The organism is Burkholderiaceae bacterium (assembly GCA_024235995.1).
Lineage (GTDB): Bacteria > Pseudomonadota > Gammaproteobacteria > Burkholderiales > Burkholderiaceae_C > Ottowia.
Map to the genome: position 1 here is coordinate 2359328 of JACKLI010000001.1, position 23817 is coordinate 2383144.

At 62.3% G+C, this 23817-nt stretch carries 17 protein-coding genes and 1 pseudogene; 4 read left to right on the forward strand and 14 right to left on the reverse strand.

Features of this window, described 5'->3' with window-relative positions; genetic code table 11:
* Nucleotides 1-245: 245 nt before the first annotated feature.
* A protein-coding gene (locus H6927_11370; GenBank protein ID MCP5218699.1) for an IS3 family transposase occupies nt 246-1468 on the forward strand; the annotation gives its coding sequence in 2 pieces (ribosomal slippage) (nt 246-513 and nt 513-1468; 1224 coding nt in all).
* A gap of 430 nt (nt 1469-1898) precedes the next feature.
* Here H6927_11370 and H6927_11375 read toward each other — a convergent pair.
* The 5 genes from H6927_11375 to H6927_11395 form a co-directional block, all read right to left on the reverse strand.
* Nucleotides 1899-2840 carry an alpha/beta hydrolase gene (locus H6927_11375; GenBank protein MCP5218700.1) on the reverse strand — a complete coding sequence of 314 codons (942 nt, stop codon included), beginning with the start codon at nt 2838-2840 and terminating at the stop codon, nt 1899-1901.
* A 22-nt stretch (nt 2841-2862) separates the two neighbouring features.
* The gene (locus H6927_11380) at nt 2863-3672 is read right to left on the reverse strand and encodes an SDR family oxidoreductase (protein ID MCP5218701.1); all 810 of its coding nucleotides are present in this window, start codon (nt 3670-3672) and stop codon (nt 2863-2865) included.
* A gap of 13 nt (nt 3673-3685) precedes the next feature.
* Nucleotides 3686-5437, reverse strand: a complete 1752-nt coding sequence (locus H6927_11385; GenBank protein ID MCP5218702.1) for an FAD-dependent oxidoreductase — start codon at nt 5435-5437, stop codon at nt 3686-3688.
* A gap of 86 nt (nt 5438-5523) precedes the next feature.
* The gene (locus H6927_11390) at nt 5524-6570 is read right to left on the reverse strand and encodes a TRAP transporter substrate-binding protein (GenBank protein MCP5218703.1); all 1047 of its coding nucleotides are present in this window, start codon (nt 6568-6570) and stop codon (nt 5524-5526) included.
* Between the two features lie 49 nt (nt 6571-6619).
* A complete protein-coding gene (locus H6927_11395; protein MCP5218704.1) occupies nt 6620-8215 on the reverse strand; it encodes an NAD(P)/FAD-dependent oxidoreductase in 1596 nt (531 codons plus the stop codon).
* 127 nt (nt 8216-8342) lie between these two features.
* On the opposite strand from H6927_11395, the gene H6927_11400 reads away from it, so the two are divergent.
* Together H6927_11400 and H6927_11405 are read left to right on the forward strand one after the other, a co-directional pair.
* On the forward strand, nt 8343-9080 hold the full coding sequence (locus H6927_11400) for an SDR family oxidoreductase (GenBank protein ID MCP5218705.1): 738 nt from the start codon (nt 8343-8345) through the stop codon (nt 9078-9080).
* 34 nt (nt 9081-9114) lie between these two features.
* Nucleotides 9115-9564, forward strand: coding sequence for a MarR family transcriptional regulator (locus tag H6927_11405; GenBank protein ID MCP5218706.1), 450 nt, complete (start codon nt 9115-9117; stop codon nt 9562-9564).
* A gap of 644 nt (nt 9565-10208) precedes the next feature.
* Here the strand turns inward: H6927_11405 and H6927_11410 are convergent.
* The 6 genes from H6927_11410 to H6927_11435 form a co-directional block, all read right to left on the reverse strand.
* Nucleotides 10209-10772, reverse strand: a complete 564-nt coding sequence (locus H6927_11410) for a DUF4113 domain-containing protein (GenBank protein MCP5218707.1) — start codon at nt 10770-10772, stop codon at nt 10209-10211.
* A 93-nt stretch (nt 10773-10865) separates the two neighbouring features.
* Nucleotides 10866-13781 carry a Tn3-like element IS1071 family transposase gene (locus H6927_11415; protein ID MCP5218708.1) on the reverse strand — a complete coding sequence of 972 codons (2916 nt, stop codon included), beginning with the start codon at nt 13779-13781 and terminating at the stop codon, nt 10866-10868.
* A gap of 98 nt (nt 13782-13879) precedes the next feature.
* Nucleotides 13880-15046, reverse strand: a complete 1167-nt coding sequence (locus tag H6927_11420; GenBank protein MCP5218709.1) for a hypothetical protein — start codon at nt 15044-15046, stop codon at nt 13880-13882.
* An 86-nt stretch (nt 15047-15132) separates the two neighbouring features.
* Nucleotides 15133-15888: a sulfite exporter TauE/SafE family protein gene (locus tag H6927_11425; protein ID MCP5218710.1), complete on the reverse strand. Its 756-nt coding sequence runs from the start codon at nt 15886-15888 to the stop codon at nt 15133-15135.
* Between the two features lie 176 nt (nt 15889-16064).
* Entirely contained in the window at nt 16065-16694 is a 630-nt protein-coding gene (locus tag H6927_11430; GenBank protein ID MCP5218711.1) for a pyridoxamine 5'-phosphate oxidase family protein, read from the reverse strand.
* A 219-nt stretch (nt 16695-16913) separates the two neighbouring features.
* Entirely contained in the window at nt 16914-17459 is a 546-nt protein-coding gene (locus H6927_11435) for a peroxidase-related enzyme (GenBank protein ID MCP5218712.1), read from the reverse strand.
* Between the two features lie 151 nt (nt 17460-17610).
* Here H6927_11435 and H6927_11440 point away from each other — a divergent pair, with 151 nt between their 5' ends.
* The gene (locus H6927_11440; GenBank protein MCP5218713.1) at nt 17611-18504 is read left to right on the forward strand and encodes an AraC family transcriptional regulator; all 894 of its coding nucleotides are present in this window, start codon (nt 17611-17613) and stop codon (nt 18502-18504) included.
* Nucleotides 18505-18670: 166 nt separating this feature from the next.
* Here H6927_11440 and H6927_11445 read toward each other — a convergent pair whose 3' ends face one another.
* The 3 genes and pseudogenes from H6927_11445 to H6927_11455 form a co-directional block, all read right to left on the reverse strand.
* A complete protein-coding gene (locus H6927_11445; protein ID MCP5218714.1) occupies nt 18671-20317 on the reverse strand; it encodes an acyl-CoA synthetase in 1647 nt (548 codons plus the stop codon).
* A 102-nt stretch (nt 20318-20419) separates the two neighbouring features.
* Nucleotides 20420-20725, reverse strand: a pseudogene (locus H6927_11450) (GGDEF domain-containing protein).
* A 142-nt stretch (nt 20726-20867) separates the two neighbouring features.
* Nucleotides 20868-23783, reverse strand: a complete 2916-nt coding sequence (locus H6927_11455; protein ID MCP5218715.1) for a Tn3-like element IS1071 family transposase — start codon at nt 23781-23783, stop codon at nt 20868-20870.
* Between the last annotated feature and the right edge of the window lie 34 nt (nt 23784-23817).

The following is a 23817-nucleotide window of genomic DNA, read 5'->3' on the forward strand; positions in this document are numbered from 1 at the left end:
CGCCAGTGCTAGCTTTGCGTACCGTCACTTATTGCACTGAAAACGAGGAGACCCCTTTCTGCGCGCCATGAAATCAACCTGAAAACGATAGTGAGGTGGAAGAAACGGACCCCGATCACAGGTCGGCCTATAGGGTCGCATGACTGCTTAGGGTCGATAGCGCCAGCTCAGCACACGCCAAAGCAGTCACTTGGAGTTGACCCGAATCCGTGGACACATCATTCTTTGTGTTCAAGGAGTCGCAAATGTCCAAAGTACGACCGCCGTACCCGGCGGAATTCCGCCAGCAGATGGTCGAGCTGGTTCGAGCCGGCCGCGCACCCGCGCAGCTCTCGCGCGAGTTCGGCGTCACCGCCCAATCCATCACCAACTGGGTCGGCCAGGCTGCCATTGACGAGGGCAAGCCTTTGCCCGGCAAGGAAGGCCTGACCACTGCCGAGCGGGAAGAGCTGGTGCGCTTGCGCCGGCAGTTGCGCCAGGTCCAGACGGAGCGCGACATCTTGGCAAAGGCTACGGCCTGGTTTGCGGGTCGCAGCGATGCGACTTCAACGAAGTCTTCGGACTCGTGATGGCAAACCAGGCCGACCTCCCTGTTCGCACCATGTGCCGCGTGCTCGGCGTCTCCGCCAGCGGTTTCTATGCCTGGCGTGAGCGAGCTCCTTCACAACGCAGCATTGCCAATGCCGTGATGACCGAGCGTATCCGCCAGATTCACAAGGAATCCTACGAGTCCTACGGCATGCCCAGGGTGCGCTTCGAGCTCATCGAACAAGGCGTGTGCATCAGCCGCCAACGTGTGGCGCGTCTCATGCGAGCGGCCGGCATTCAAGGCATCAGCAAGCGACGAGGGTTCACCGTGACCACCCATCGCGACAAGCGCCAGACGCCGGCCCGTGACCTGGTCAACCGGCGTTTCCATGCCAGTGGCCCGAACCAGCTGTGGGTAGCGGACATGACCTACGTGCCTACCTGGATGGGGTTCCTCTACCTGGCCGTGGTCATCGACGTCTGGAGTCGCCGCGTCGTGGGTTGGGCCATGGGCGAGCGCATGACTGCAGACCTCGTGCTCGCAGCGTTGAACATGGCGCTGGAGCAGCGCAAAGCCAAGGGCGTCATTCACCACTCGGACCAAGGAAGCCAGTACACCAGCCTGGCCTTTGGTGAACGGTGCAGACAGATGAGCGTGCGCCCTTCGATGGGAACGGTAGGGGATGCCTACGACAACGCCATGGCTGAGAGCTTCTTCGCCAGCCTGGAGGGCGAGCTCATCGAGCGCAACAGCTTCCAGAGCAAGGCGCAGGCCCGCATGGCGGTCTTCACCTGGATTGAAGGCTGGTACAACCCCCGGCGCCGTCACAGCGGCCTGGGCTACCTCTCACCCCTGAACTTTGAAAGGAACAACGAAGCCCTGTTTGATGTTGTCGAAGATGCCGTCGTGCATATCGAGACAACACCCGAAACGGTTTGAGAATCAAACCAATACCCGTCCACGAAAGTGGGTCAACTCCACACTTGGTGATCGTGAGATTCCACTGGCAGCTTTAAGGTGTAGAGCTGACCTTCTCGAAAGTCCTAGTGCAATGACTGCTTTCGGTAGCAGCGGTCATTGGTACTTCAGAGGTGAACGACGGCAGCCAGCCTCAAGCGGGTGCTCACCGGTGACCGGCAAGTTTACTGCGGGTGTTGTCGGCGAAGAGCTCACCGCGACCTCACAGTATGTGGCCAGCAGCTGTTATTCGAGAGGCAACGATCCTCGAGGACCCGGCGGCCGGCTTCAGGTGCACAGCCGACGTCGGTTCAACTCCATCCCTATGCTTAGGGCAATTCCCGTTCGCTCACGAAACTACTTGAGTTCTACGCTGCGGGATGTCAACGCGTGGCTATTGGGAGAATGAACTTCAAGTGCTGCTATCGGTCAGTGACTGTTTCACTGCCGCAAGGATGCGATCAAACGCCTGGGATGCGCTCGGCGCATAGTTGATCATCGACAGGAATCCATGCAACAGGCCATCGCAACGGACGATGTCCGCGTACACCCCGGACTCAAGCAGACGCCGTCCGTAAGCCTCACCCTCGTCGCGCAGCGGATCACAGCCAGCAGACAAAATCAATGCTGCAGGCGAGCCCGCCAGATCAGGTGTGGCCAGTGGTGACGCCAACGGGTCATCGCGCTTGGCGGGATCTGGCAAGTACTGATCCCAAAACCACATCATGTCGCGACGCGTCAGCAGGTGGTCCTCGGCAAACGATTCATAGCTTTCGGTACTGAAGTCATGCGCCGTCACTGGGTAGGCCAAGATCTGAAGATCGACGGGCCGGGCAGCAACGGTCCCGTTGTGTAGTCGCGCTGCCACGGTGGCCAGGTTGCCGCCCGCGCTGTCTCCCATGACGATGAGGCGCTCGAAGCTTGAACCGAGCCTTGCATCTGCGTGCTCGGCACTCCACTTCAAAGCCGATATGGCATCTTCCAGGGGAAGCGGAAAGGGATGCTCAGGAGCCAACCGATAGTCCACAGACAGTACAGCACAGCCGGTGCGCACCGCCAACGTGGCCGTCAAAGGGTGGTAGGCCGCGACGGAGCCGATGACCCATCCGCCCCCGTGGAAGTAGACGATCAATCCGCGCGGCTGTTTCTGTGGCACGTACAGACGCACCGGAAGCGCGTGTCCATCGGAAGAGGTGATGCTGAAATCTTCTACCCGAGCCACATCAGGCGCTGCACCAAACAGCAGGTCCATCAGCATGGGACCTTCGCGAGCTTGTGCAGGCGTGCTTTGCCAGAAAGGCGTGCGCTTGGCGTCCTTGACCTTTTGCAGCAAGGCGGTGATTTCTGCGTCCATGTACTTTGTCCTTCTATGAAATTTAATGGGACTCGCGTTTGTCGGCGACACGCCCCAGTCGCGCTGGAGGCGCGCCAAAGGCCTGCCAGCCTCCGTCCACAGGTAGGGTCACACCCGTGATGTAACTGGCGCTCGGTGAGGCGAGGAAGGCGATGGCTTCGGCGATCTCCTCGGGTCGTGCGAAGCGCGCCATCGGCGTGCGGTCTTCAATGTCTGATGGGTTGAGCGCGCCGCGCGCAATCAGATCTCGCACAAGATCGGTCATCACGTAGCCCGGCGCCACCGCATTGACGCGGATGCCATCACGCGCCCATTCGCTGGCCATCGCCTCGGTCATGGCGACAATGCCGGCCTTTGCGGCCCCATAGGCGTTTCGGCCAGGGTGCCCAGCCAGGCCGGCAATGGAGCCCAAGTTCACGATGGCGCCAGATTGCTGCGCCACGAAATGGCGCGCTGCCTCACGGCTGGCCAGAAAAGTGCCGCGCAGGTGCACCGCGAGAATGCGGTCGAAGCCCTCCACGGTCTGCTCCAGGGTCATCACGGACTGCTCGCCGATCCCGGCGTTGTTGACCAGGACATCCAGTCGGCCAAAACGCTGAAGCACAGCGTCGAACAGGCCCACGACATCGGACTCATTCGTCACATCGCAGGCAACCCCAAGATGGCGCTGCCCGAGTTCGGCGGCGCGTGCGAACGCTGCGGCGGGACGCACATCAGCGATCACCACGTGCTCGAAGTCGCGCGCGAGCCTCTGCGCTGTGGCCAGTCCAATTCCGTCTCCCGCGCCCGTCACCACGGCCACTCGCGCCGTATCAGGTTGATCGGTGTTCATTCTTTGTCCTTTCTCATTCATGGGCTGGAACCGCCCCGCGATACATCGTTGAAGCGGACGCCAGCGATTCCGAACGGGTTTGCGCTCGCGCCACCTGCGCGATGTGCTGGCCGGTCATCCAGCCAAAAGTCATGGCCGGCCCGAGGGTGATGCCAGCAGCCGGGTAGTGGCCGCCCATGACGCTGACCCGGTCATTGCCCACCGCGTAAAGCCCCGGGATCACCGCGCCATCATCTGTGCGCACCGCGCCCCATGGCGTGGTCTCCAGTCCTTCAAAGGTGCCCAGGTCGCCCACGTGCAACTGCACCGCATAGAACGGCGCTTGCAAGATGGGCGCAACGCAAGGATTGGGGCGGTTTTCGGGATCAGCCAGGTAGCGGTTGAACGCCGAATGGCCACGACCGAAACGGCTGTCCTGACCTTGCGCCGCATCTGCATTGAACTCGGCGACCGTGCGCTGCAGTGCGTCGGGATCGATGCCTGTCTTTTGCGCGAGTTGCACCAGCGTGCTGCCTTCGATCAAGTAGCCGTTGCGCAGGTAAGTTCCGATGGGCACCGGCGCGGGCTTGACCACGCCCAGCCCGTACTTGCGCAGCGCGCGTCGATCGCAAAGCAGCCATATCGAGGTGTCCGGGGAGGAGGAGCCGTCTCGGATCATGGCAGCGCCCACGTCGTGGTAAGAGTCAGACTCGTTGCAGAAGCGGCGTCCGGCACGGTTGACCCCGATCACGCCAGGTTTGTACCGGTCGAGCAGGTGGGGGAACAGGCCATAGCTTCCGTTTGAGAATGGCACTCGCGACACGGGCATCCAGGCCGCGGCGTGCGGCAGACCGGTCTGGCATGCGCCGCCCACCTGCTCTGCCAGGCGGATGCCATCGCCCGTGTTTTCCTCCGGTGTTGGCGACATGTGCTGGGCGCCCCGCCGCATGTGCGGATAGGCCTGCTTCATGCGCGCTGGATCGTGCGGGAACCCACCGCAGGCAAGGACCACACCACGTCTAGCGTTCACACGCACGACCGTGCCCTCCCGCTCGATGCCCGCTCCGACGACACTGCCCGCCTGCACAAGCAAGTGCTTGATGGGGGCGGACGTCCAGATAGGCACGCCCGCATCCAGCGCCGCTCGGGCCAGTCGTGCTGCAAGGGCATTGCCGCTGGTGGACTGGACGGCACGGCGGTAGCGAAGCAAGTCCCACAGGTGCGCGACCAGACGACGCACCACATAGGTGAATGAACGCAGCGAGCGGGTGGCGTTGAAGAAGTGCTTGAGGTCCGCGTTCGAGGAGTTGAACATCATGCCCATGAAGGTGATTGTCTTGAGCGGCGGGCGCAATCGAGCCATGTCATCACCGAGTGCCCGGATGTCGAACGGCTGAGCCAGGATGGAACGCCCCACGACGGCGCCGCCCGGTTGATCCGGGTGGTAGTCCGGGTACTGCGTGGGCACAAAACGAACGCAGGTCTCACGCTCGAACCACTCCACCATGTGTGGCGCGTTCTTCAGGAATTGCTCGACCGACTCGGAATCGAGTGTTTCACCCGCTTCAGCGTTGAGGTAGCGCCTCGCCATGACACGGGCTTCTTCACCCTTCTGTGGGTCCCAGCGGTTGCCAGGAATCCAGAGAACCCCACCGCTGAGTGCGGTCGTGCCACCGAACAGATCCGCCTTTTCAACGACCAGCACATCCAACCCGGCCTTTGCCATGACAATCGCCGCCGACAAGCCCCCTGCGCCTGAGCCGGCGACCAGCACATCACATTCCATGTGTTCCAAAAAACTGCTCCTGAGATGGTGGGGCTCGGCGCGCCTGATCGGCACAGGGCGCCGGCCATGTGGCTATCTGCTGGTCGTCAAGCCTTGGGGCGATAGCGCTCGACAAGTTCGCGCCCACCGGCGAGCAGCTTGGCACCATCGAATCCCTTGGCATTCATCTCCTTCACCCACTCTTCCACGATAGGGTTGGTGACGAGGCGCCTGAATTCCTCGGCCTCTGCTTTGCCCATCACATGGACGGTGTTGCCACGCGCCACCGTGGCTTGGCGGACCACTTGGTCCTTGACCTCAGCCTTACGACCGTACATGGCCGACACGTCCGCGCCACTGTTCTGATCTATGACCTTTTTCAAGTCTGCAGGTAGACTGTCATAGCGGGCCTTGTTCATGGCCAAGAACTGGATGCTGTTGTTGAAGCCCTGCATGCCCTTGGGGAATTCGGTATGGAACTTCGTAAGCTCGTCGAGTTTGGCCGCCGGTACGGTGTCCCAGGGCATGATGGCGCCCTCAATCAGGCCTTTAGACAGGGCATTCGGAACCTCCGGTAGCGGCATGCCTACCGCGATCGCACCAACAGCCGAGAGGATCTGGGTATTCTTGCGGGTCCCGCCCCTGATCTTGAGCCCGCGCATGTCGCTGGCCTTGGTGACAAGCTTGCTCTTCATGTGCAAGATGTTCAGCCCATGGGTGTGACAAGCAAGCAGCTTGACCTCGCGAAATTCGTCAGGAGCGTAGTTGGCGATGTAATCCCAGGCCGCGCGTGAGGACCCTTCAGCGTCGTAGGTGAAGAAGGGCAGTTCAAAGACTTCTGAGCGCGGAAATCGGCCCGGGGTGTAGCCCGCCAAGGACCAAACGACATCGACGACACCATCACGAGCCTGATCGTAGAGCTGAGCGGGAGCACCACCCATTTGCATAGACGGGAATGCTTGAAACTTGAGACGTCCTCCCGATTCCTGTTCGATCTTCGCCATCCAGGGGGTGATTATGCGGCTGTACACGTTGGACATAGCGGGCATGAAAGTGTGGAAACGCAGTGTGGTGACACTCTGTGCCCTGGCGTTGGTGACGATAGCGGGGGCCGCCAGTACGGCGGCGGATTTGATGAGGGTTCGGCGGTCCATGGGTATGTCTCCTTTGAATTGATGAAATGGTGCCCTGAGCCGGCAGGCTTCAGGCGAGTTCGAATCCCTGATAGTTGTTCGATGCAACTTCCTCAATGAGCGCTCGGTAGAGCGGTACACCCGACACGAATGCCATGAAGACGCGCGGCTTGCCCTCGATGTTGGAACCCATGTACCAGCTCTTGGCCTTGGGGTAGAGGGTCTTGTTGGCCTCTTCGACACAACGATGTACCCAGCCGTCTTCGGCCTCCTGCAGGGCCGCGATGCGACGCACTTGTCTGGTCTGCGCGGTGCGCAGCAGGCGCATGATCCAGTCCACGTGGGTCTCGATCGAGTGCACCACGTTGCTCAAAGCCGAGGGGCTTCCAGGCCCCGCAATCACAAACAGGTTGGGGAATCCAGCAATGCTGATACCCAGATACGAAGTTGGGCCGTCCTTCCACTTGTCGCGCAGGGAAATGCCTCGTTCGCCGCGTATGTCGATGGACTTGAGCGCGCCGGTCATGGCGTCGAAGCCGGTGGCAAACACAATCGCATCGCATGCAAACTCGCGCGTCTGGGTGCGGATGCCGCTGGGCGTTGCTTCGACGATGGGGTCGATCGCGACATCAACGATGTCGACGTGGTTCTGGTTGAACGTGTCGTAGTAGTTCGAGTCCACGCACAATCGCTTGGCGCCGAAGGGCAGATCACCCTTGGGAGAAAGAATTTCGGCTTTCCGAGGATCTTTGACGACAGCGTGGATCTTGTTTCGCGCGAACTCGGCCACCAGGTGATTGGTCTGCGGATTCGACATCAGGTCGGCAAAGGCGCGGAGCATGCGAAACCCGCCACCGGCGCCTTTCCAGCGGTACTCAAGTTCCGCGATGCGCTCATCCTCTGTCATCTCGGCCGCCGTCTTGGTGTTGGCGTTGAGGAACACTCCCGTGATGGCTTCGCGCCCCATGGCGCGACGCTCCGGGTAACGGGCCTTGGCGGCCTTCAGCGATTCGGGTGTGAAGGGCATGTTGTGCGCGGGCACACTGAAGTTGGCAGTTCGTTGCAGCACGGTCAGTTGGCTAGCCTGGGCCGCAATGATCGGCGTCATCTGCACACCACTGGAGCCGGTACCTATGAGCACGACGCGCTGTCCGGTGAAGTCGACACCTTCCATGGGCCAGCGCGCGCTGTGGTACCACTGGCCCTTAAAGTCATCCAATCCATGAAGGTCGGGTTTTTGCGGAACAGACAATTGCCCTGTCGCCATCACCAGAAATTTGGCCTCTAAGTGTTCGCCGTCTTCACTTCGAACCGACCAGAGCGCGCGATCCTCATCGAAGTGAGCAGAAGCCACCCGCGTGTTGAGCTGAATGTCTCGACGCAGGTCGAATCGGTCGACCACATGGTTGATGTAGCTCAGGATCTCACTCTGGGATGCGTAGCGTTCAGTCCATTCCCATTCCTCTTCCAGCTCGCGGCAAAATGAGTAGGAGTAGTCCAGGCTTTCAACGTCGCATCGCGCACCTGGGTAACGGTTCCAGAACCAGACCCCACCCACGCCTTCACCAGCTTCGAGCACGCGCACCGTCATGCCTGCTTCGCGCGCTTTGTACAGTTGGTAGATACCGGCAAATCCGGCACCCACCACCAACATATCCAGTTGCATCTTGTCTCCTTCATCGACTTGAGTCACACGTCGTAACGATACTTCGATTAGGTTGTTGAATCAACCTAATCGAAGTATCTCGCAATTTAGGTTGGCATGTCAACATGCTATCTTCACAATCCGACGAATGGAAACACATGAATTTCAAGACAGGCACGTGCTTGTGACGGGTGGTGCCGGGGGCATTGGCAGCGCGTGTGCGCGCCACTTCCTGGAGCGAGGCGCTAAGGTGACGTTGGTGGATGTGGATGCCCAACGGTTGCAGCAGACCCGTATAGCCTTGGGTTTTCCTGAACGAACCGGCACTCAGGTTTCTTACTTGTCTAACGCCCATGAATGCGCGCTGGCCGCGCAAGCGGCTGGAGAGCCGCTTTATGCGTTGGTGCATATGGCCGGGTTGTTCGAACAGGATCCACTCGACGCAGAAGACCGGTCGGTCTGGGATCGGGCCATCGCCAGCAACCTCACGACAGCCTATGAGGCGGTGTTGGCATTTCGCGAAGTTCGCGATCCTGGAGAGACGACCCGTGTGGTGTTGTGCACGTCTCGCGCGTTCCAGCGTGGCACGCCTGGGCGCGCGGCTTATGCCGCAGCCAAGGGCGGCATCGTAGGCCTGGTGCGGTCTTTCTCGCGCGATCTGGCACCTAGGACGCTGGTCAATGCCGTTTCACCCGGACTGATCCGAACCAGAATGACATCCGATCTGGTTGCGGCCATGGGACCGGAACGCTTGGCCGAGATACCACTTGGGCGCTTCGGCGAGCCAGAGGATGTGGCGGGCGTTGTCGGCTTCCTGTGTGGTGGCGCAGCTTCCTACGTCACAGGGCAGGTCATCACGGTTGATGGAGGTGTCATCAATGGCTAGATTTCGCGAATCGACAGACCGCTCAGAGACCACGATGCAACTCGAACTGGAAAGGTACGTACCCGGCTTGCTGCTGTGGCTCTCCAACAAGGTGTCCAGCAGCGCATCCCTTCTCTACAACGAGAAATTCGGCGTAGGGGTAACGGAATGGCGCGTACTTGCCTATTTCAATATCTATCCTTGGTCCACAGCATCCAAGGCCTCTGAGCTCATGGGTCTCGACAAGGGAGCAGTGAGCCGGGCAATCGCCACGCTTGTGGGCAACGGATGGCTGGATTCGAGGCCGCAGGGGTTGCGCAAGATCGAGTACCAAGTGACCGGTGAAGGCAGCAAATGGCACAACGCCATTTACCGATACGCTATGGCTCGCGAAGAAGCACTACTTAAAGGCATCAGCGCGACCGAGCGAGAAATGCTGATTGACCTGCTCAAGCGCATGCTCGGCAACCTTGACGCCGTACAGCAAGTTGGTCGTGAAAAGTGAGATGCATGCGTCCATGTTGCCGTCACAGACTTCAATAGGTTGAAAGATCACCAGATCTCGGAATGCGTGTCAGATTTGGATACAGGCCGGACTGGCATTGACGGGGTCGTATGGTGGAGTGAACTTCAGTTGAATGTCTGCTGTCAGGGGCGAGCTGTGCAACATCTGTTCGGGATTGGCTGTTCCAGTTCGGCCGATCGACCTGTGAATGTGACGATCGAGCCATCGGCAAGCGCCGCAACGCCCGGTGAGTTCACTTTGGAGAACTGGCAGCTTCGAGCAGCCGGCGGTCTACGGCGGCTGCACTCTGTAACTCCAGCTTCCCCGATTCCTCAGAGGTTACGCCCCTGATCTGTCGTGACTGGACTGGCCGGATTGAGGTATTGACCCGGATGTCATCTCAGGGTCGGGCACAGCCGCTAACCTCGGACGCGAGGGGTCATTCTCGAAGCGCGACCAGGCCGGCATGTGTTGAGAGGCTGGTGACGGAGGTGCAGCGGTCGTTCGACCCTTCCATCCTGGAAGGACTGGTGACCTCGGCTACCGACATTCAAGCGTGCCAGGTCACCGACAGCAAGCAGCCTGAAGCCGCTGGCGAGCGCAAAGTACCAGGTTCATGCCCTGGGTGGGTCTGACCAGTCGTTTCACGCCCGCACCATCGGCACATCCTCCAGCCGCGTCGTGTACTGCGGCGTGCGCCGCTCCTGCTTCATGCCCCACACCCGCTGTGGCCCTGCCTTTCCCGTGGCCGCCGGATGCACCGTGCCCTTGCCATAGCGCCCGTTGATGGCGTCCATGGCTACCATCAGCCGGGAGCGGTCTCGCGGGACTTCAAGGGTCTCTTCTGGCTCCAGGTCCAGTTCCCGCTGCAGAAGGCTTGCCGGCTGTAGGTCCACCAAGATCACGCCGGCTTTGATGAAGCGGAAGCCCGGCACATACATGTAGCGCATGCCGTCCGCCGCCGCATTGGCGAGTGCCAGCGTGTCGTCGGTCGGTCTTCGCAGGGGCACCACCACGCTGCGCGAGCATTGCGCCCCCGGCCGGTACGGCGAGGTGTGCATGAATACCAGCAGCTCGGTGGCAAGGCAGTTCTGTTTCCTCAGCTTCTCGGCGGCGCGGCCCGCGAATTCGCTCACCGCCTCCACCAGCGGCGTAAGCGGGGTCTCCTCGTTTTCAGTGCAATAAGTGACGGTACGAAAAGCTAGCACTGGCGCGGAGGTGGTGTTGGTAGATCGTTGATTTCATTGACTTTCCTGTTCACTTTCAAATCTGCGATTCGTGGCGTCAAACCGTGGTCGGTTTCATCCATTGGTGCCAGTTATCGATGCATTTGGCCGCGAAGGCAGGATTTGGTCAGCATAGCGGTCAACCGGGAAGCGAAACACACCCCGCAAGTTGATGCTCTCCAGCCTGGTGGGCGCAATCTTCCCGATCAGTTCCGGTGGAATGACCTGGCGGCGGTTCGACCAGCGATCCAGGACCGCCTGCATCTGTGAGGTATTCCACGCCATCACGATGTTGGCCATCAGGCTCAACGCATCGGCCACAGCCTGCATTTCATCGACACGTTTGGCCTGCGCCGGGCTGATCCGGCCGGTATAAATGGCGCGCTTGAGGGCGTTAACAGCCTCGCCCCGATTGAGCACCCGGCGCAACTCGTTCCTGAAAGCGTCCTTGACAAAGTAGTCAGCCAAAAACGCCGTACGCAGCAACCGCCCCAATTGCACGCCAGCCTCATAGATTGGATCGCCCTGGGCGGCAGAACCGAACCGCGCAAGAGCTGCCACCGCACTGGCATGTCCGCTCATGACCGAGGCTGCCAGGTGCACCAGACTATCCCAATGCTTTTCGATCAAAGCGACGTCGACATTGGCTTCGCACACCGCAGCGATTTCTGCGGGCACTTTGGTGCCGCGTGGCACAAAGAGGTGGCGCTGTTTGAGTTCCTTCAACCGCGGGCAAAGATCAAAACCAAGCAAACGGGCATGTGACATGGCAAAGTCGGTGTAGCCATGGGTATCCACAGCAAGCTGGCTGGTCTCCAGCTTTTCTTGGCGGATGACACCTTCAATGGCCACGCCCGCCTGGCGCTCATTGAGCACAAAGGGCTGCGCATGGAAGATGCCCCACCGGTCTTTTACATGGGAGTAGATTCCAATGGAAGGTGTGTTGCGCCGAGGATCAAGCCGGGCTTGCCACACCCGTTTGGTGGTCTCCATGCTCATCATGTCAGAAGATGCCAAATCGGACCGCCCCCAGGTGGCGGCAATCGGGTGTCGCTGCATGAATTCCAGCACAGCCTGGCAGGCCTGGCTCAGACGCCGTTCGTCCCGCGCCCAGCGCATGGCCTGGCGAATGCTGGTGGCAGACAATTGCGGAATCATGCGCGCGCATTCGACCGCAGTCAGACTGGTGCCGTGGGCCATGATGCCGGCATAGACCATCAGCAGCTCGTCGGTAGAGCGCGGCTCACGTCCGAGCATGATCCAGCTAAAGCGCACCTGGGCGTCAACGGCCAGAATCACTTCCGGCAATTGAACCTCACCGATGCGGTGATCCAAAGCCGCGCGCAGCTTGGTCACTTCTGGGTCTTCGTCCTCTGCGGGCAATGGCGACAAATGGAGTTCATCATCCACGCGCAGTACGCCACTGCGGGCTGCAGCGGCCACCGCATCGACACCGGCAGTTACTCTGGCCAGCAAAGGCTTCAAGAAAGTGGCAGCCTTGCTGGGTAACGATAGACGGGCATAGTGTTTCTTGGACTCTGCCTGCCAACGCTCGTCCGTGAAGAACAAGCGCGCACGACCCCGAAAGCTCAGGCTGTGCTCAATCCAGACCGAGCCATTGCGCACCGCGCGGCGCAGGGCAAACAGGGTGGCCACCTCCAACGCCTGAAACGCCCGTTCCCGGTCTGGGCTGGAGATCGAAACCTGCCAGATCATTCCCAGACTTGGTGCCACCACTTCAACTGGCAGCTTTCTGGATCCTTTGAGATATAAAGCTTGCAGCTTGGCAAGGTACTCGATGGCAGGATGCTCGCCGGTGGCCTGCCAGGGCAGCTTTGCAATGGCGACGAGCAACGACCGCACGGGGCGAATTCCATCAATCAATCCCTCGCGGACCAGGGAGGCCCTGCTCGGTGGTTTGCGTTTCTGGGTTTCGGTGATCAAGGCTTCAAGACGGGCACGCAACTCAGCATCTGGCACCGCACCTTGCGCGCTCAAGGCAACAAGTTCGCCGAGCAGCGTTTTGTACATTGCGGCCCAATTGACGGTAGCGGGGACATCGGCGGCAGCCTGACGCCACAGATCGGCGATCCGGCGCTGCACCATAAGGATCAACTGGTCTGTGGTGGTGAACAGGCAATACCGAAGAAAGCATGCGACCTCCACGGTGCGCGCTGGCTCTTTGATCTTGGCTCCGGCTGAGGGCGGCCTGGAGACAAGTCGGCGCGCGTAGCGGCGCAAGATGAGATCGGGGATGTCTGCCAGGTGCTTATGAACGTCCAGCGTGTAAAGCAGGTCGATGCGCTCCAGTACCTCGCTGATTTGGCGGGTTGAGTGTTTCGCCGGTGCAGCCCATAGCCAACTCTGCTGGGTTTGTCCATCTGGGCGCAGCTCTGAAACTGAGGCTCGCCAGCGATCAAGTGTTGCTGGATCAACGCTGGCGGCGATGGCGGTGCCTGTTTCAACTTCAAGCTGGGCAAGTGCCGCCGCAATCAGTGTCCGAATTGCCCGCTCGTGCACGATCACCAGCTTGTTCTTGTACAGCCATTGACGCGCCCGCACGAGTAGCTGATCGCGGTCGGCGCAGCGCGCCACTTCGTCGCGCAGTTCACGTACCAGTGAGCGGCGCTGGTGCTCGCTCATCCACTGGAATCCAAGGACCGTGCAGGCTACTTGTTGGTGATCGAATAGCGTGCGCCCGCGTTCATACATGGCTCTCAGCGAGGCGACTTCTGGTGCTGCAATGCCAAGCTCGTTGCCAAGGTGGCGCCACAAGGCTACTGGAATTACCCGAAAGGCACCGAGCAAACGCCCACTCATGCGCAGGAAACCAATATGGAGCGCCAGACCAAGCTTGTGGGAATCACCTCGGCGTGCATTGATTGCGTCGCGCTCGGCACCATCGAAGGTGAAAAATGCCTTCATCTCGAAGTCGCTGATATCGCGGGGGAGCCCACGCATCCCCAAAAACGTTGTGTGCCAACCCTGCATCGTGAACCTCAAAAGTGGGAGGCCACCATACCCGTTTACAAAGCGAACAGGAAAGTCAATGAAATCAACGGTCTACCCAGACCACCCCCGCGCCAGTGCTAGCTTTGCGTACCGTCACTTATTGCACTGAAAACGAGGAGACCCCAGAACTTGTCATTGGCGCGCAGGATGCGGCCCTCGGGCGTGATGTGGGCAATGCCGGTGGCCGCCTGGTGGAAGGTGGCGCGGAACAGCCCTTCGCTGGACGCGAGCGCATCGGCCACGGCCCGCTGACGCGCCAGCACCACGATGAGCAACGCGCCAAAACACAGCAGCGCCACACTGGCACCCGCCGCCAGGGCCAGATATTCAATACGCCGCTGCATCACCGGCGCCAGCACCTCGTCGGAGGCCGAACCCACCGTCACCATCAACGGGTAGCCCGCCATGCTGCGGTAGCTGAGAATGCGCGGCACACCGTCCACCGCGCCGGTGTCATCGATCAGTTCGCCTTCGGGGTCCTGCGCGCGTTGCTGAAACCAGGGCAGGCCCCGCGCATCAGCGCCAAAGCTGATTTGCCCCCCCGCCTTGCGGCCGCGCACCACGCCGTCCAGCCCCGCCAGCTCCAACAGCCCCTGGGCGCCCAGGTCGGCCTGGCGGTAAAAGTCGGTGAAGTTCGTGGGGTCCACCGACATCACCACCACGCCCCCAAAGCGGCCACCCTCGCTCACGATGCGCAGCGCCATCGGTATGCGCCACTGCCCCGACACACGGCCCAGCACAGGCTCGCTCACAAACAGGTCATCGCGATCGCTGGCACGCAGCGCCTTGAAAAAGGCGCGGTCGCTGTAGTTGACGGCGCCCGTCTCCTGGCTGCTGCTGACGATGTCGCCCTGCTCGTTGACCACACTGATGATGGTGAACATGGGCTCGCGGATCACCCCCCGCGCCACCCAGTCGCGCAGGTCGATGTCGGTGCCCTGCTGCAGGTATTGCTCGCGCACAAAGGCCGCCACCTGCTCGGCCGCCTTGAGGGTGCGGAACACCTGCTGTTCGAAGGCAATCGCCAGGTTGGCGTTGGACTGCATGGCCGATGCAGCGGCCTGCTCGCGCTCGAACGCCACGCGCTGCAGTGTGACCAGCCAGAAGCCCGCAATGGCCACCATGCAGCCCAGCGCTATCGCCAGGCTCAGCGGCGTGGCCAGGCGATAGCGGCGCCGCGAGGCCCCGGCCCCAAGACGGTCGTCCGCGTCCGGTGGCCGCGTGGTGTCATCTTTTTGGTGCATGCCCCTCCCAATGTAGCGGGGCATGTGCGACAAGTCGACAACAGGATGGCCACCGACGGGCGCTCCTGCAAATTGATCGAGAGAACCTAGCCCAGCCGCGCCAGCACTTTGGGCAGGCTGGCCACCAGCATCGCCACACCCGACAGGGTCAACATGCCCAGCACGATCTGCCGGAACCGTGCGTCGCTGATGCCGTGGTACAGCCGCGCGCCCAGCAGCACCGGCACCAGCATGGCGGGCACCACGATGGCCAGCAGCGGCAGCGCCTCGCGGGTGACCAGGCCGGTGGCCAGGTAGGTGATGAAGGTCACCAGCAGCATGGCGAGGTTGAAGTTCTGGATGATGGCGCGCTGCACGTCCTTGTCCAGCCCGCGCAGGGTGCACCACAGGGTGGGCAGCACGCCGGTGAAGCCGCCCAGCCCGCCCATCACGCCGCCCGCCATGCCCACCAGCGCGTCGGCCACGCGGCCGCCACGGGTGATGCGGGGCAGATTCTTGGCCATCAGCATCGCCGGGCACCACAGCACCAGCAGCGTGCCCAGGATGACCTTGAACGCGTCCATGTCCAGACGGGGCAGCACGGCCACGCCGATGGGGATGCCCACCAGACCACCCAGCACAAAGGGCAGCAGGCGCACCCGGTCAAAACCCCGGCGCACGGTGGCCGCTGCCACCAGCTGGCCGGTGAGCGCGCCGCACACGGCCAGCAGCGCGGCCAGGCGGGGCTCCAGCGTCCAGGCCCAGAACGACATGGCTACCATGCCAAAACCAAAGCCCGACAGGCCCTGCACAAACCCGGCGGCCACTGCGCCCAGGGCCACGATCAACAGCACGGAATCCATGTCTCCCCCTCACTGGGTGTGAACGTGCGCGGGGGGCTCACTGCACGCCCCACAGAGCCTCAACACATCTGCGTGCTCGGCCGGTGAGTCCATGAAGCGCAAGCCCTGCGCACCCAACCGCCATTGTGTGCGCTGGCGGCGGGGGCAGCACTGTGGCGGTGGATCACGGTGCCAGTTCAATACAACGTGGCTTGCTGGCGCGCTGGCAGCTCGCGGTCGTAGGCGGCGCCGTCAAACGCGCCTTGCGTGATGGACGCCAGGATGGCGCCCGGGGTAGGCACGGGGCGCGGGGTGCCGGGCGGCACGGCATCCCACAGGCGCGAGCGCTGGATGGCGCGCGCGCACTGGAAGTACACCGCCTGCACATCGACCACGATCACACATTTGGGGGGCTGGCCGTTGACCACAAACCGCGCCAGCAGGTCGGGCGCGACGCTGATGCGGGCGTGGCCGTTGACGCGCAGCGTTTCGCCCACGCCGGGGATGAGGAACAGCAGTGCCACGCGCGGGTCGGCCACGATGTTGCGCAGGCTGTCGGCGCGGTTATTGCCACGGCGCTCGGGCAGCAGCAGGGTCTTGTCGTCCAGCAGTTGCACAAAGCCGGCGGGGTCGCCGCGCGGCGAGGCATCCAGCCCGCCGGGGCCGGTGGTGGCCAGCACGGCAAAGGGCGACGCCGCGATCATGGCGCGGTAGGCAGGGTGCACATACGGCAGCTCTTTGTGGACGGAGGCATCGCTCAGCGGGCCCAGCAGGGCCTCCAGGCGTGGCAGGGTGTCGATGGCGTGCGCGTCGCGGTCGGGGGTCATGGGGCGACTTCCTTCGGGTGGGGTGGCAAGGGAGCGGCCATGGTGCAGCAGGCCTGCCGCGCTGACAAACGACTTTGCCGCCGGTGATGCGTGCGGAAAACGCACGCATCGTCGTCGCGCATAACTGACTGCGATTGCGCCGCCGCAGGACCGAGCGAGCAGCGGCACCAGAAGCGGCGCGCATCCGGCCTACGGGCCAGACACGCGCCGCTACGCCCTTTAACGAGCCGGGCGCAGCTTGACGCCGGGGAAATCCACCGGCACGCCCAGTGCCACATTGACATAGTTGGTGAACAGGTTGAGCGCCACGTGAGCCACGATCTCGACGATCTGCTCGTCGTTCACGCCCTGGTCGCGCAGAGCCTGCACATCGGCCGCATCAACCTGGCCACGTTCGTTGACCAGTTGCAGCACAAAGCGCAGCACGGCGGCAGTGCGCGGGTCGGCCGATTCGCCCGTCTGCGCGGCGGCCAGGGCCTCGCCACTCACGCCCGCCTTGCGGCCGAGGGCCGTGTGGGCGGCCAGGCAGTAGTCGCAGGCATTGCGGTTGGCCACGGCCACGGCGATCTGCTCACCCAGGGCGGCGCCGATCACGCCCCCGCCCAGCGCACCAAACGCGCCCCACATGCTTTGCAGCGCGGCGGGCGAATTGGCCACGGCGCGGAACATGTTGGGCGTGGCGCCAAAGGCACCGTGGACCTGGTCGAGCACGGCGCGCACAGTGCCGGTGGCGGCGGTACGGTCAACGAGGGGGACGCGGGCGATGGAGGAAGAAGTAGCGGACATGGTGTGTTCCTTGAAGGTCATGAAGGTGATTGAGAACTTGTGCCTGTTCTCGGCACCCCTGCAGTTTCCAGTGTCAGCTCGTACCATTTGGCACATAAAATCCAAAATTCATACCAAATCATCCAAAACCATGCCAACACCCATCACCACACCTGCGCAGGCCTCCACCCCGCTCGACCGGTTGTCGCCGCTGCTGGAGCGGTTTCGGGTGCGGGCGCACCTGTTCCACAACGGGCCGCTGTGTGGTGTGACGCACTTTGCGGCGGCGCCGGGCCGGGGCTTTTTGCATGTGCTGCGCCGGGGCGAGATGGTGGTGACGCACCAGCCCCAGGCGGGCCCGCCCGAACGGCTTCAGGTGTGCGAGCCCAGCCTGTTGTTCTATGCCCGGCCGCTGGAGCACTTCTTTCACAACGCGCCCACCGAGGGCTCAGACTTCACCTGCGCCGCACTGGACTTTGACGGCGGCGCCAGCCACCCGCTGGCCCGCGCCCTGCCCCCGCTGGTGGTGCTGCCGCTGGGCGCGGTGGACGGGCTGCAGCAGTCGCTGGACTTGCTGTTTGTCGAAACCGACCGCCTGCGCTGCGGCCACCGCGTGCTGGCCGACCGGCTGTTTGAAGTAGTGCTGCTGCAGTTGCTGCGCTGGCTGCTGGACCACCCGCAGCAGGCGCAGATGCCGCCGGGCCTGCTGACGGGCCTGGCCGACCCGCAACTCTCGCGCACCCTCACGGCCCTGCACGAGGCGCCCGGCGAGCCGTGGAGCCTGGCGCAGATGGCCCAGCAGGCGGCCATGTCGCGCAGCGCGTTTGCCGCCCGCTTCAAGGCCGTGGTGGGGGACACCCCCGCCGACTACCTGGCGCACTGGCGGCTGACACTGGCGCAGGCCCACCTGCGCGCGGGCCGGTCGCTCAAGTCCATCGCCCACGAACTGGGCTATGCCAACCCCTCAGCGCTGTCGCGCGTGTTTGCGCAAAAGCTGGGGATGTCAGCGCGGGACTGGCGCGAGGCGGTGGACGAAGGACGTTGACACGCAGCCCTGGCAGCGCCGCCGGGTCGCCCAGGAGCCCCTGGCACTGGTTTTCAAACCAAAAGCGGTGGATGCGCTAGTGGAATATGCGCTACCAGCTATCAATTAAATAGCATTTTGATAACCCACTGCACGCGGTCTCTTCCTGAAAGGAGCCTCGCGCCTCTCAGACGTTGATGGCCGCTGCCGACCCGGCCTGCTTGCGCAGCTCGAACTTCTGGATCTTGCCGGTGCTGGTCTTGGGCAGCTCGCCAAACACCACGGCGCGCGGCACCTTGAAGCCCGCCAAGTGCTTCTTGCAGTGCGCCACGATGTCTTCGGGCGTGGTCTGCGCACCGGCCTTCAGCTCCACAAACGCGCAGGGCGTCTCGCCCCACTTGGGGTCGGGCTTGGCCACCACGGCGGCGGCCAGCACATCGGGGTGGCGGTAGAGCACGTCTTCCACCTCGATGGACGAGATGTTCTCGCCACCCGAGATGATGATGTCCTTGCTGCGGTCCTTGATCTTGATGTAGCCGTCGGGGTACTGCACCGCAAGGTCGCCGCTGTGGAACCAGCCGCCCGCAAAGGCTTCGTCAGTGGCTTTGGGGTTCTTGAGGTAGCCCTTCATGGCGATGTTGCCCTTGAACATGATCTCGCCCATGGTTTCGCCGTCTTGCGGCACGGGTTTCATCGTCTCGGGGTCCAGCACGCGCACGTCGCGCTCCAGGTGGTAGCGCACGCCCTGGCGAGCGTTGAGGCGGGCGCGCTCGCCGATGTCGAGCGCATCCCAGGCCTCGTGTTTGGCACAGACAGTGGCGGGGCCGTACACCTCGGTCAGGCCGTACACATGGGTCAAATCGAACCCCATCTTTTCCATGCCCTCGATCATTGAGGCCGGTGGCGCAGCGCCTGCCACCATGGCCTTGACGCCTGCGGGCACGCCCGCCTTCATGGCCTCGGGAGCGTTCACCAGCAGCCCATGCACGATGGGCGCGCCGCAGTAGTGCGTGACGCCGTGATGGCGGATGGCGTCGAAGATGGCCTGCGCGTCCACGCGGCGCAGGCACACGTTGACGCCCGCACGCGCTGCAATGGTCCACGGAAAGCACCAGCCGTTGCAGTGGAACATCGGCAAGGTCCACAGGTACACCGCGTGCTTGGGCATGTCCCACTCCAGCACGTTGCTGATGGCGTTGGTGGCGGCGCCCCGGTGGTGGTAGACCACGCCCTTGGGGTTGCCGGTGGTGCCGGATGTGTAGTTGAGCGCAATCGCATCCCACTCGTCAGCGGGCAGGCTCCAGGCAAAGGCCGCGTCGCCGCTGGCCACAAAGGCGTCGTAGTCGGTGCCGCCCAGGCTTTGCACGGCGGGGCCGTAGAGGGCGTCCTGCACCTCGATCACGGGGAGGGGCGTGGCGGCGGTGCGCAGGGCCAGCGCCTTGGCCATGGTGCCGCTGAATTCCGGGTCCACGATCACGGCCTTGGCCTCGCCGTGGTCCAGCATGAAGGCGATGGCTTCGGGGTCCAGCCGGGTGTTGAGGGTGTTGAGCACGGCGCCGGCCATGGGCACGCCAAAGTGCGCCTCCACCATCGGGGGCGTGTTGGGCAGCATCACCGCCACGGTGTCGTTCTTGCCGATGCCCGCGTTCGTCAGCGCGCTGGCCAGCTGGCGGCAGCGCGCATAGGTCTGGGCCCAGGTCTGGCGCAGCTCGCCATGGACGATGGCCAGGCGGTCGGGGTAGACCTCGGCCGTGCGTTCGATGAACGACAGGGGCGACAGGGCGGCAAAGTTGGCTTCGTTGCGGGGCAGGTGCTGGTCAAAGATGGAGGTCATGGGTCAGTGCAAGAAGGTGAACGACACACAGCCTAGCGCCGCAGGCTGACACGAAAGCAACACGGGCCGGCGCATGGGCAAGGTTCGCGGCAGCGCGCAGTCTCACAACCTGCGCTTGTGGCCTTGCTTGATGCGGTACATGGCCGCGTCGGCGCTTGCCATGAGTGTACGCGCATCCTGCGCGTCGCGGGGAAACAGGCTCAGGCCGATGCTGGCGCGCACGGCCAGCGGCTCGCCGTCAATGTCCAGCGGCGGCTCGAACGCATGCTGCAGCTTGGTCACGATCTGCAGCGCGGCCTCTTCGGAATCCACGTTTTCGCACAGCACTGTGAACTCGTCTCCGGCCAGTCGGGCGACGGTGTCCACCTGCCGCACAGCGCCGACGATGGTGCGGGCCACGGCCTGCAGGGGTCTCCTCGTTTTCAGTGCAATAAGTGACGGTACGAAAAGCTAGCACTGGCGCGGAGGTGGTGTTGGTAGATCGTTGATTTCATTGACTTTCCTGTTCACTTTCAAATCTGCGATTCGTGGCGTCAAACCGTGGTCGGTTTCATCCATTGGTGCCAGTTATCGATGCATTTGGCCGCGAAGGCAGGATTTGGTCAGCATAGCGGTCAACCGGGAAGCGAAACACACCCCGCAAGTTGATGCTCTCCAGCCTGGTGGGCGCAATCTTCCCGATCAGTTCCGGTGGAATGACCTGGCGGCGGTTCGACCAGCGATCCAGGACCGCCTGCATCTGTGAGGTATTCCACGCCATCACGATGTTGGCCATCAGGCTCAACGCATCGGCCACAGCCTGCATTTCATCGACACGTTTGGCCTGCGCCGGGCTGATCCGGCCGGTATAAATGGCGCGCTTGAGGGCGTTAACAGCCTCGCCCCGATTGAGCACCCGGCGCAACTCGTTCCTGAAAGCGTCCTTGACAAAGTAGTCAGCCAAAAACGCCGTACGCAGCAACCGCCCCAATTGCACGCCAGCCTCATAGATTGGATCGCCCTGGGCGGCAGAACCGAACCGCGCAAGAGCTGCCACCGCACTGGCATGTCCGCTCATGACCGAGGCTGCCAGGTGCACCAGACTATCCCAATGCTTTTCGATCAAAGCGACGTCGACATTGGCTTCGCACACCGCAGCGATTTCTGCGGGCACTTTGGTGCCGCGTGGCACAAAGAGGTGGCGCTGTTTGAGTTCCTTCAACCGCGGGCAAAGATCAAAACCAAGCAAACGGGCATGTGACATGGCAAAGTCGGTGTAGCCATGGGTATCCACAGCAAGCTGGCTGGTCTCCAGCTTTTCTTGGCGGATGACACCTTCAATGGCCACGCCCGCCTGGCGCTCATTGAGCACAAAGGGCTGCGCATGGAAGATGCCCCACCGGTCTTTTACATGGGAGTAGATTCCAATGGAAGGTGTGTTGCGCCGAGGATCAAGCCGGGCTTGCCACACCCGTTTGGTGGTCTCCATGCTCATCATGTCAGAAGATGCCAAATCGGACCGCCCCCAGGTGGCGGCAATCGGGTGTCGCTGCATGAATTCCAGCACAGCCTGGCAGGCCTGGCTCAGACGCCGTTCGTCCCGCGCCCAGCGCATGGCCTGGCGAATGCTGGTGGCAGACAATTGCGGAATCATGCGCGCGCATTCGACCGCAGTCAGACTGGTGCCGTGGGCCATGATGCCGGCATAGACCATCAGCAGCTCGTCGGTAGAGCGCGGCTCACGTCCGAGCATGATCCAGCTAAAGCGCACCTGGGCGTCAACGGCCAGAATCACTTCCGGCAATTGAACCTCACCGATGCGGTGATCCAAAGCCGCGCGCAGCTTGGTCACTTCTGGGTCTTCGTCCTCTGCGGGCAATGGCGACAAATGGAGTTCATCATCCACGCGCAGTACGCCACTGCGGGCTGCAGCGGCCACCGCATCGACACCGGCAGTTACTCTGGCCAGCAAAGGCTTCAAGAAAGTGGCAGCCTTGCTGGGTAACGATAGACGGGCATAGTGTTTCTTGGACTCTGCCTGCCAACGCTCGTCCGTGAAGAACAAGCGCGCACGACCCCGAAAGCTCAGGCTGTGCTCAATCCAGACCGAGCCATTGCGCACCGCGCGGCGCAGGGCAAACAGGGTGGCCACCTCCAACGCCTGAAACGCCCGTTCCCGGTCTGGGCTGGAGATCGAAACCTGCCAGATCATTCCCAGACTTGGTGCCACCACTTCAACTGGCAGCTTTCTGGATCCTTTGAGATATAAAGCTTGCAGCTTGGCAAGGTACTCGATGGCAGGATGCTCGCCGGTGGCCTGCCAGGGCAGCTTTGCAATGGCGACGAGCAACGACCGCACGGGGCGAATTCCATCAATCAATCCCTCGCGGACCAGGGAGGCCCTGCTCGGTGGTTTGCGTTTCTGGGTTTCGGTGATCAAGGCTTCAAGACGGGCACGCAACTCAGCATCTGGCACCGCACCTTGCGCGCTCAAGGCAACAAGTTCGCCGAGCAGCGTTTTGTACATTGCGGCCCAATTGACGGTAGCGGGGACATCGGCGGCAGCCTGACGCCACAGATCGGCGATCCGGCGCTGCACCATAAGGATCAACTGGTCTGTGGTGGTGAACAGGCAATACCGAAGAAAGCATGCGACCTCCACGGTGCGCGCTGGCTCTTTGATCTTGGCTCCGGCTGAGGGCGGCCTGGAGACAAGTCGGCGCGCGTAGCGGCGCAAGATGAGATCGGGGATGTCTGCCAGGTGCTTATGAACGTCCAGCGTGTAAAGCAGGTCGATGCGCTCCAGTACCTCGCTGATTTGGCGGGTTGAGTGTTTCGCCGGTGCAGCCCATAGCCAACTCTGCTGGGTTTGTCCATCTGGGCGCAGCTCTGAAACTGAGGCTCGCCAGCGATCAAGTGTTGCTGGATCAACGCTGGCGGCGATGGCGGTGCCTGTTTCAACTTCAAGCTGGGCAAGTGCCGCCGCAATCAGTGTCCGAATTGCCCGCTCGTGCACGATCACCAGCTTGTTCTTGTACAGCCATTGACGCGCCCGCACGAGTAGCTGATCGCGGTCGGCGCAGCGCGCCACTTCGTCGCGCAGTTCACGTACCAGTGAGCGGCGCTGGTGCTCGCTCATCCACTGGAATCCAAGGACCGTGCAGGCTACTTGTTGGTGATCGAATAGCGTGCGCCCGCGTTCATACATGGCTCTCAGCGAGGCGACTTCTGGTGCTGCAATGCCAAGCTCGTTGCCAAGGTGGCGCCACAAGGCTACTGGAATTACCCGAAAGGCACCGAGCAAACGCCCACTCATGCGCAGGAAACCAATATGGAGCGCCAGACCAAGCTTGTGGGAATCACCTCGGCGTGCATTGATTGCGTCGCGCTCGGCACCATCGAAGGTGAAAAATGCCTTCATCTCGAAGTCGCTGATATCGCGGGGGAGCCCACGCATCCCCAAAAACGTTGTGTGCCAACCCTGCATCGTGAACCTCAAAAGTGGGAGGCCACCATACCCG

Excerpts from the sequence above, each read along its gene's own strand:
- H6927_11390 (MCP5218703.1), bottom strand. The coding sequence starts at position 6,570 with ATGGACCGCCGAACCCTCATCAAATCCGCCGCCGTACTGGCGGCCCCC.
- H6927_11455 (MCP5218715.1), bottom strand. The coding sequence starts at position 23,783 with ATGCAGGGTTGGCACACAACGTTTTTGGGGATGCGTGGGCTCCCCCGC.
- H6927_11440 (MCP5218713.1), top strand. The coding sequence starts at position 17,611 with ATGCCAACACCCATCACCACACCTGCGCAGGCCTCCACCCCGCTCGAC.
- H6927_11395 (MCP5218704.1), bottom strand. The coding sequence starts at position 8,215 with ATGCAACTGGATATGTTGGTGGTGGGTGCCGGATTTGCCGGTATCTAC.
- H6927_11445 (MCP5218714.1), bottom strand. The coding sequence starts at position 20,317 with ATGACCTCCATCTTTGACCAGCACCTGCCCCGCAACGAAGCCAACTTT.
- H6927_11415 (MCP5218708.1), bottom strand. The coding sequence starts at position 13,781 with ATGCAGGGTTGGCACACAACGTTTTTGGGGATGCGTGGGCTCCCCCGC.
- H6927_11430 (MCP5218711.1), bottom strand. The coding sequence starts at position 16,694 with ATGACCCCCGACCGCGACGCGCACGCCATCGACACCCTGCCACGCCTG.
- H6927_11405 (MCP5218706.1), top strand. The coding sequence starts at position 9,115 with ATGCAACTCGAACTGGAAAGGTACGTACCCGGCTTGCTGCTGTGGCTC.
- H6927_11375 (MCP5218700.1), bottom strand. The coding sequence starts at position 2,840 with ATGGACGCAGAAATCACCGCCTTGCTGCAAAAGGTCAAGGACGCCAAG.
- H6927_11385 (MCP5218702.1), bottom strand. The coding sequence starts at position 5,437 with ATGGAATGTGATGTGCTGGTCGCCGGCTCAGGCGCAGGGGGCTTGTCG.
- H6927_11380 (MCP5218701.1), bottom strand. The coding sequence starts at position 3,672 with ATGAACACCGATCAACCTGATACGGCGCGAGTGGCCGTGGTGACGGGC.
- H6927_11425 (MCP5218710.1), bottom strand. The coding sequence starts at position 15,888 with ATGGATTCCGTGCTGTTGATCGTGGCCCTGGGCGCAGTGGCCGCCGGG.
- H6927_11420 (MCP5218709.1), bottom strand. The coding sequence starts at position 15,046 with ATGCACCAAAAAGATGACACCACGCGGCCACCGGACGCGGACGACCGT.
- H6927_11400 (MCP5218705.1), top strand. The coding sequence starts at position 8,343 with ATGGAAACACATGAATTTCAAGACAGGCACGTGCTTGTGACGGGTGGT.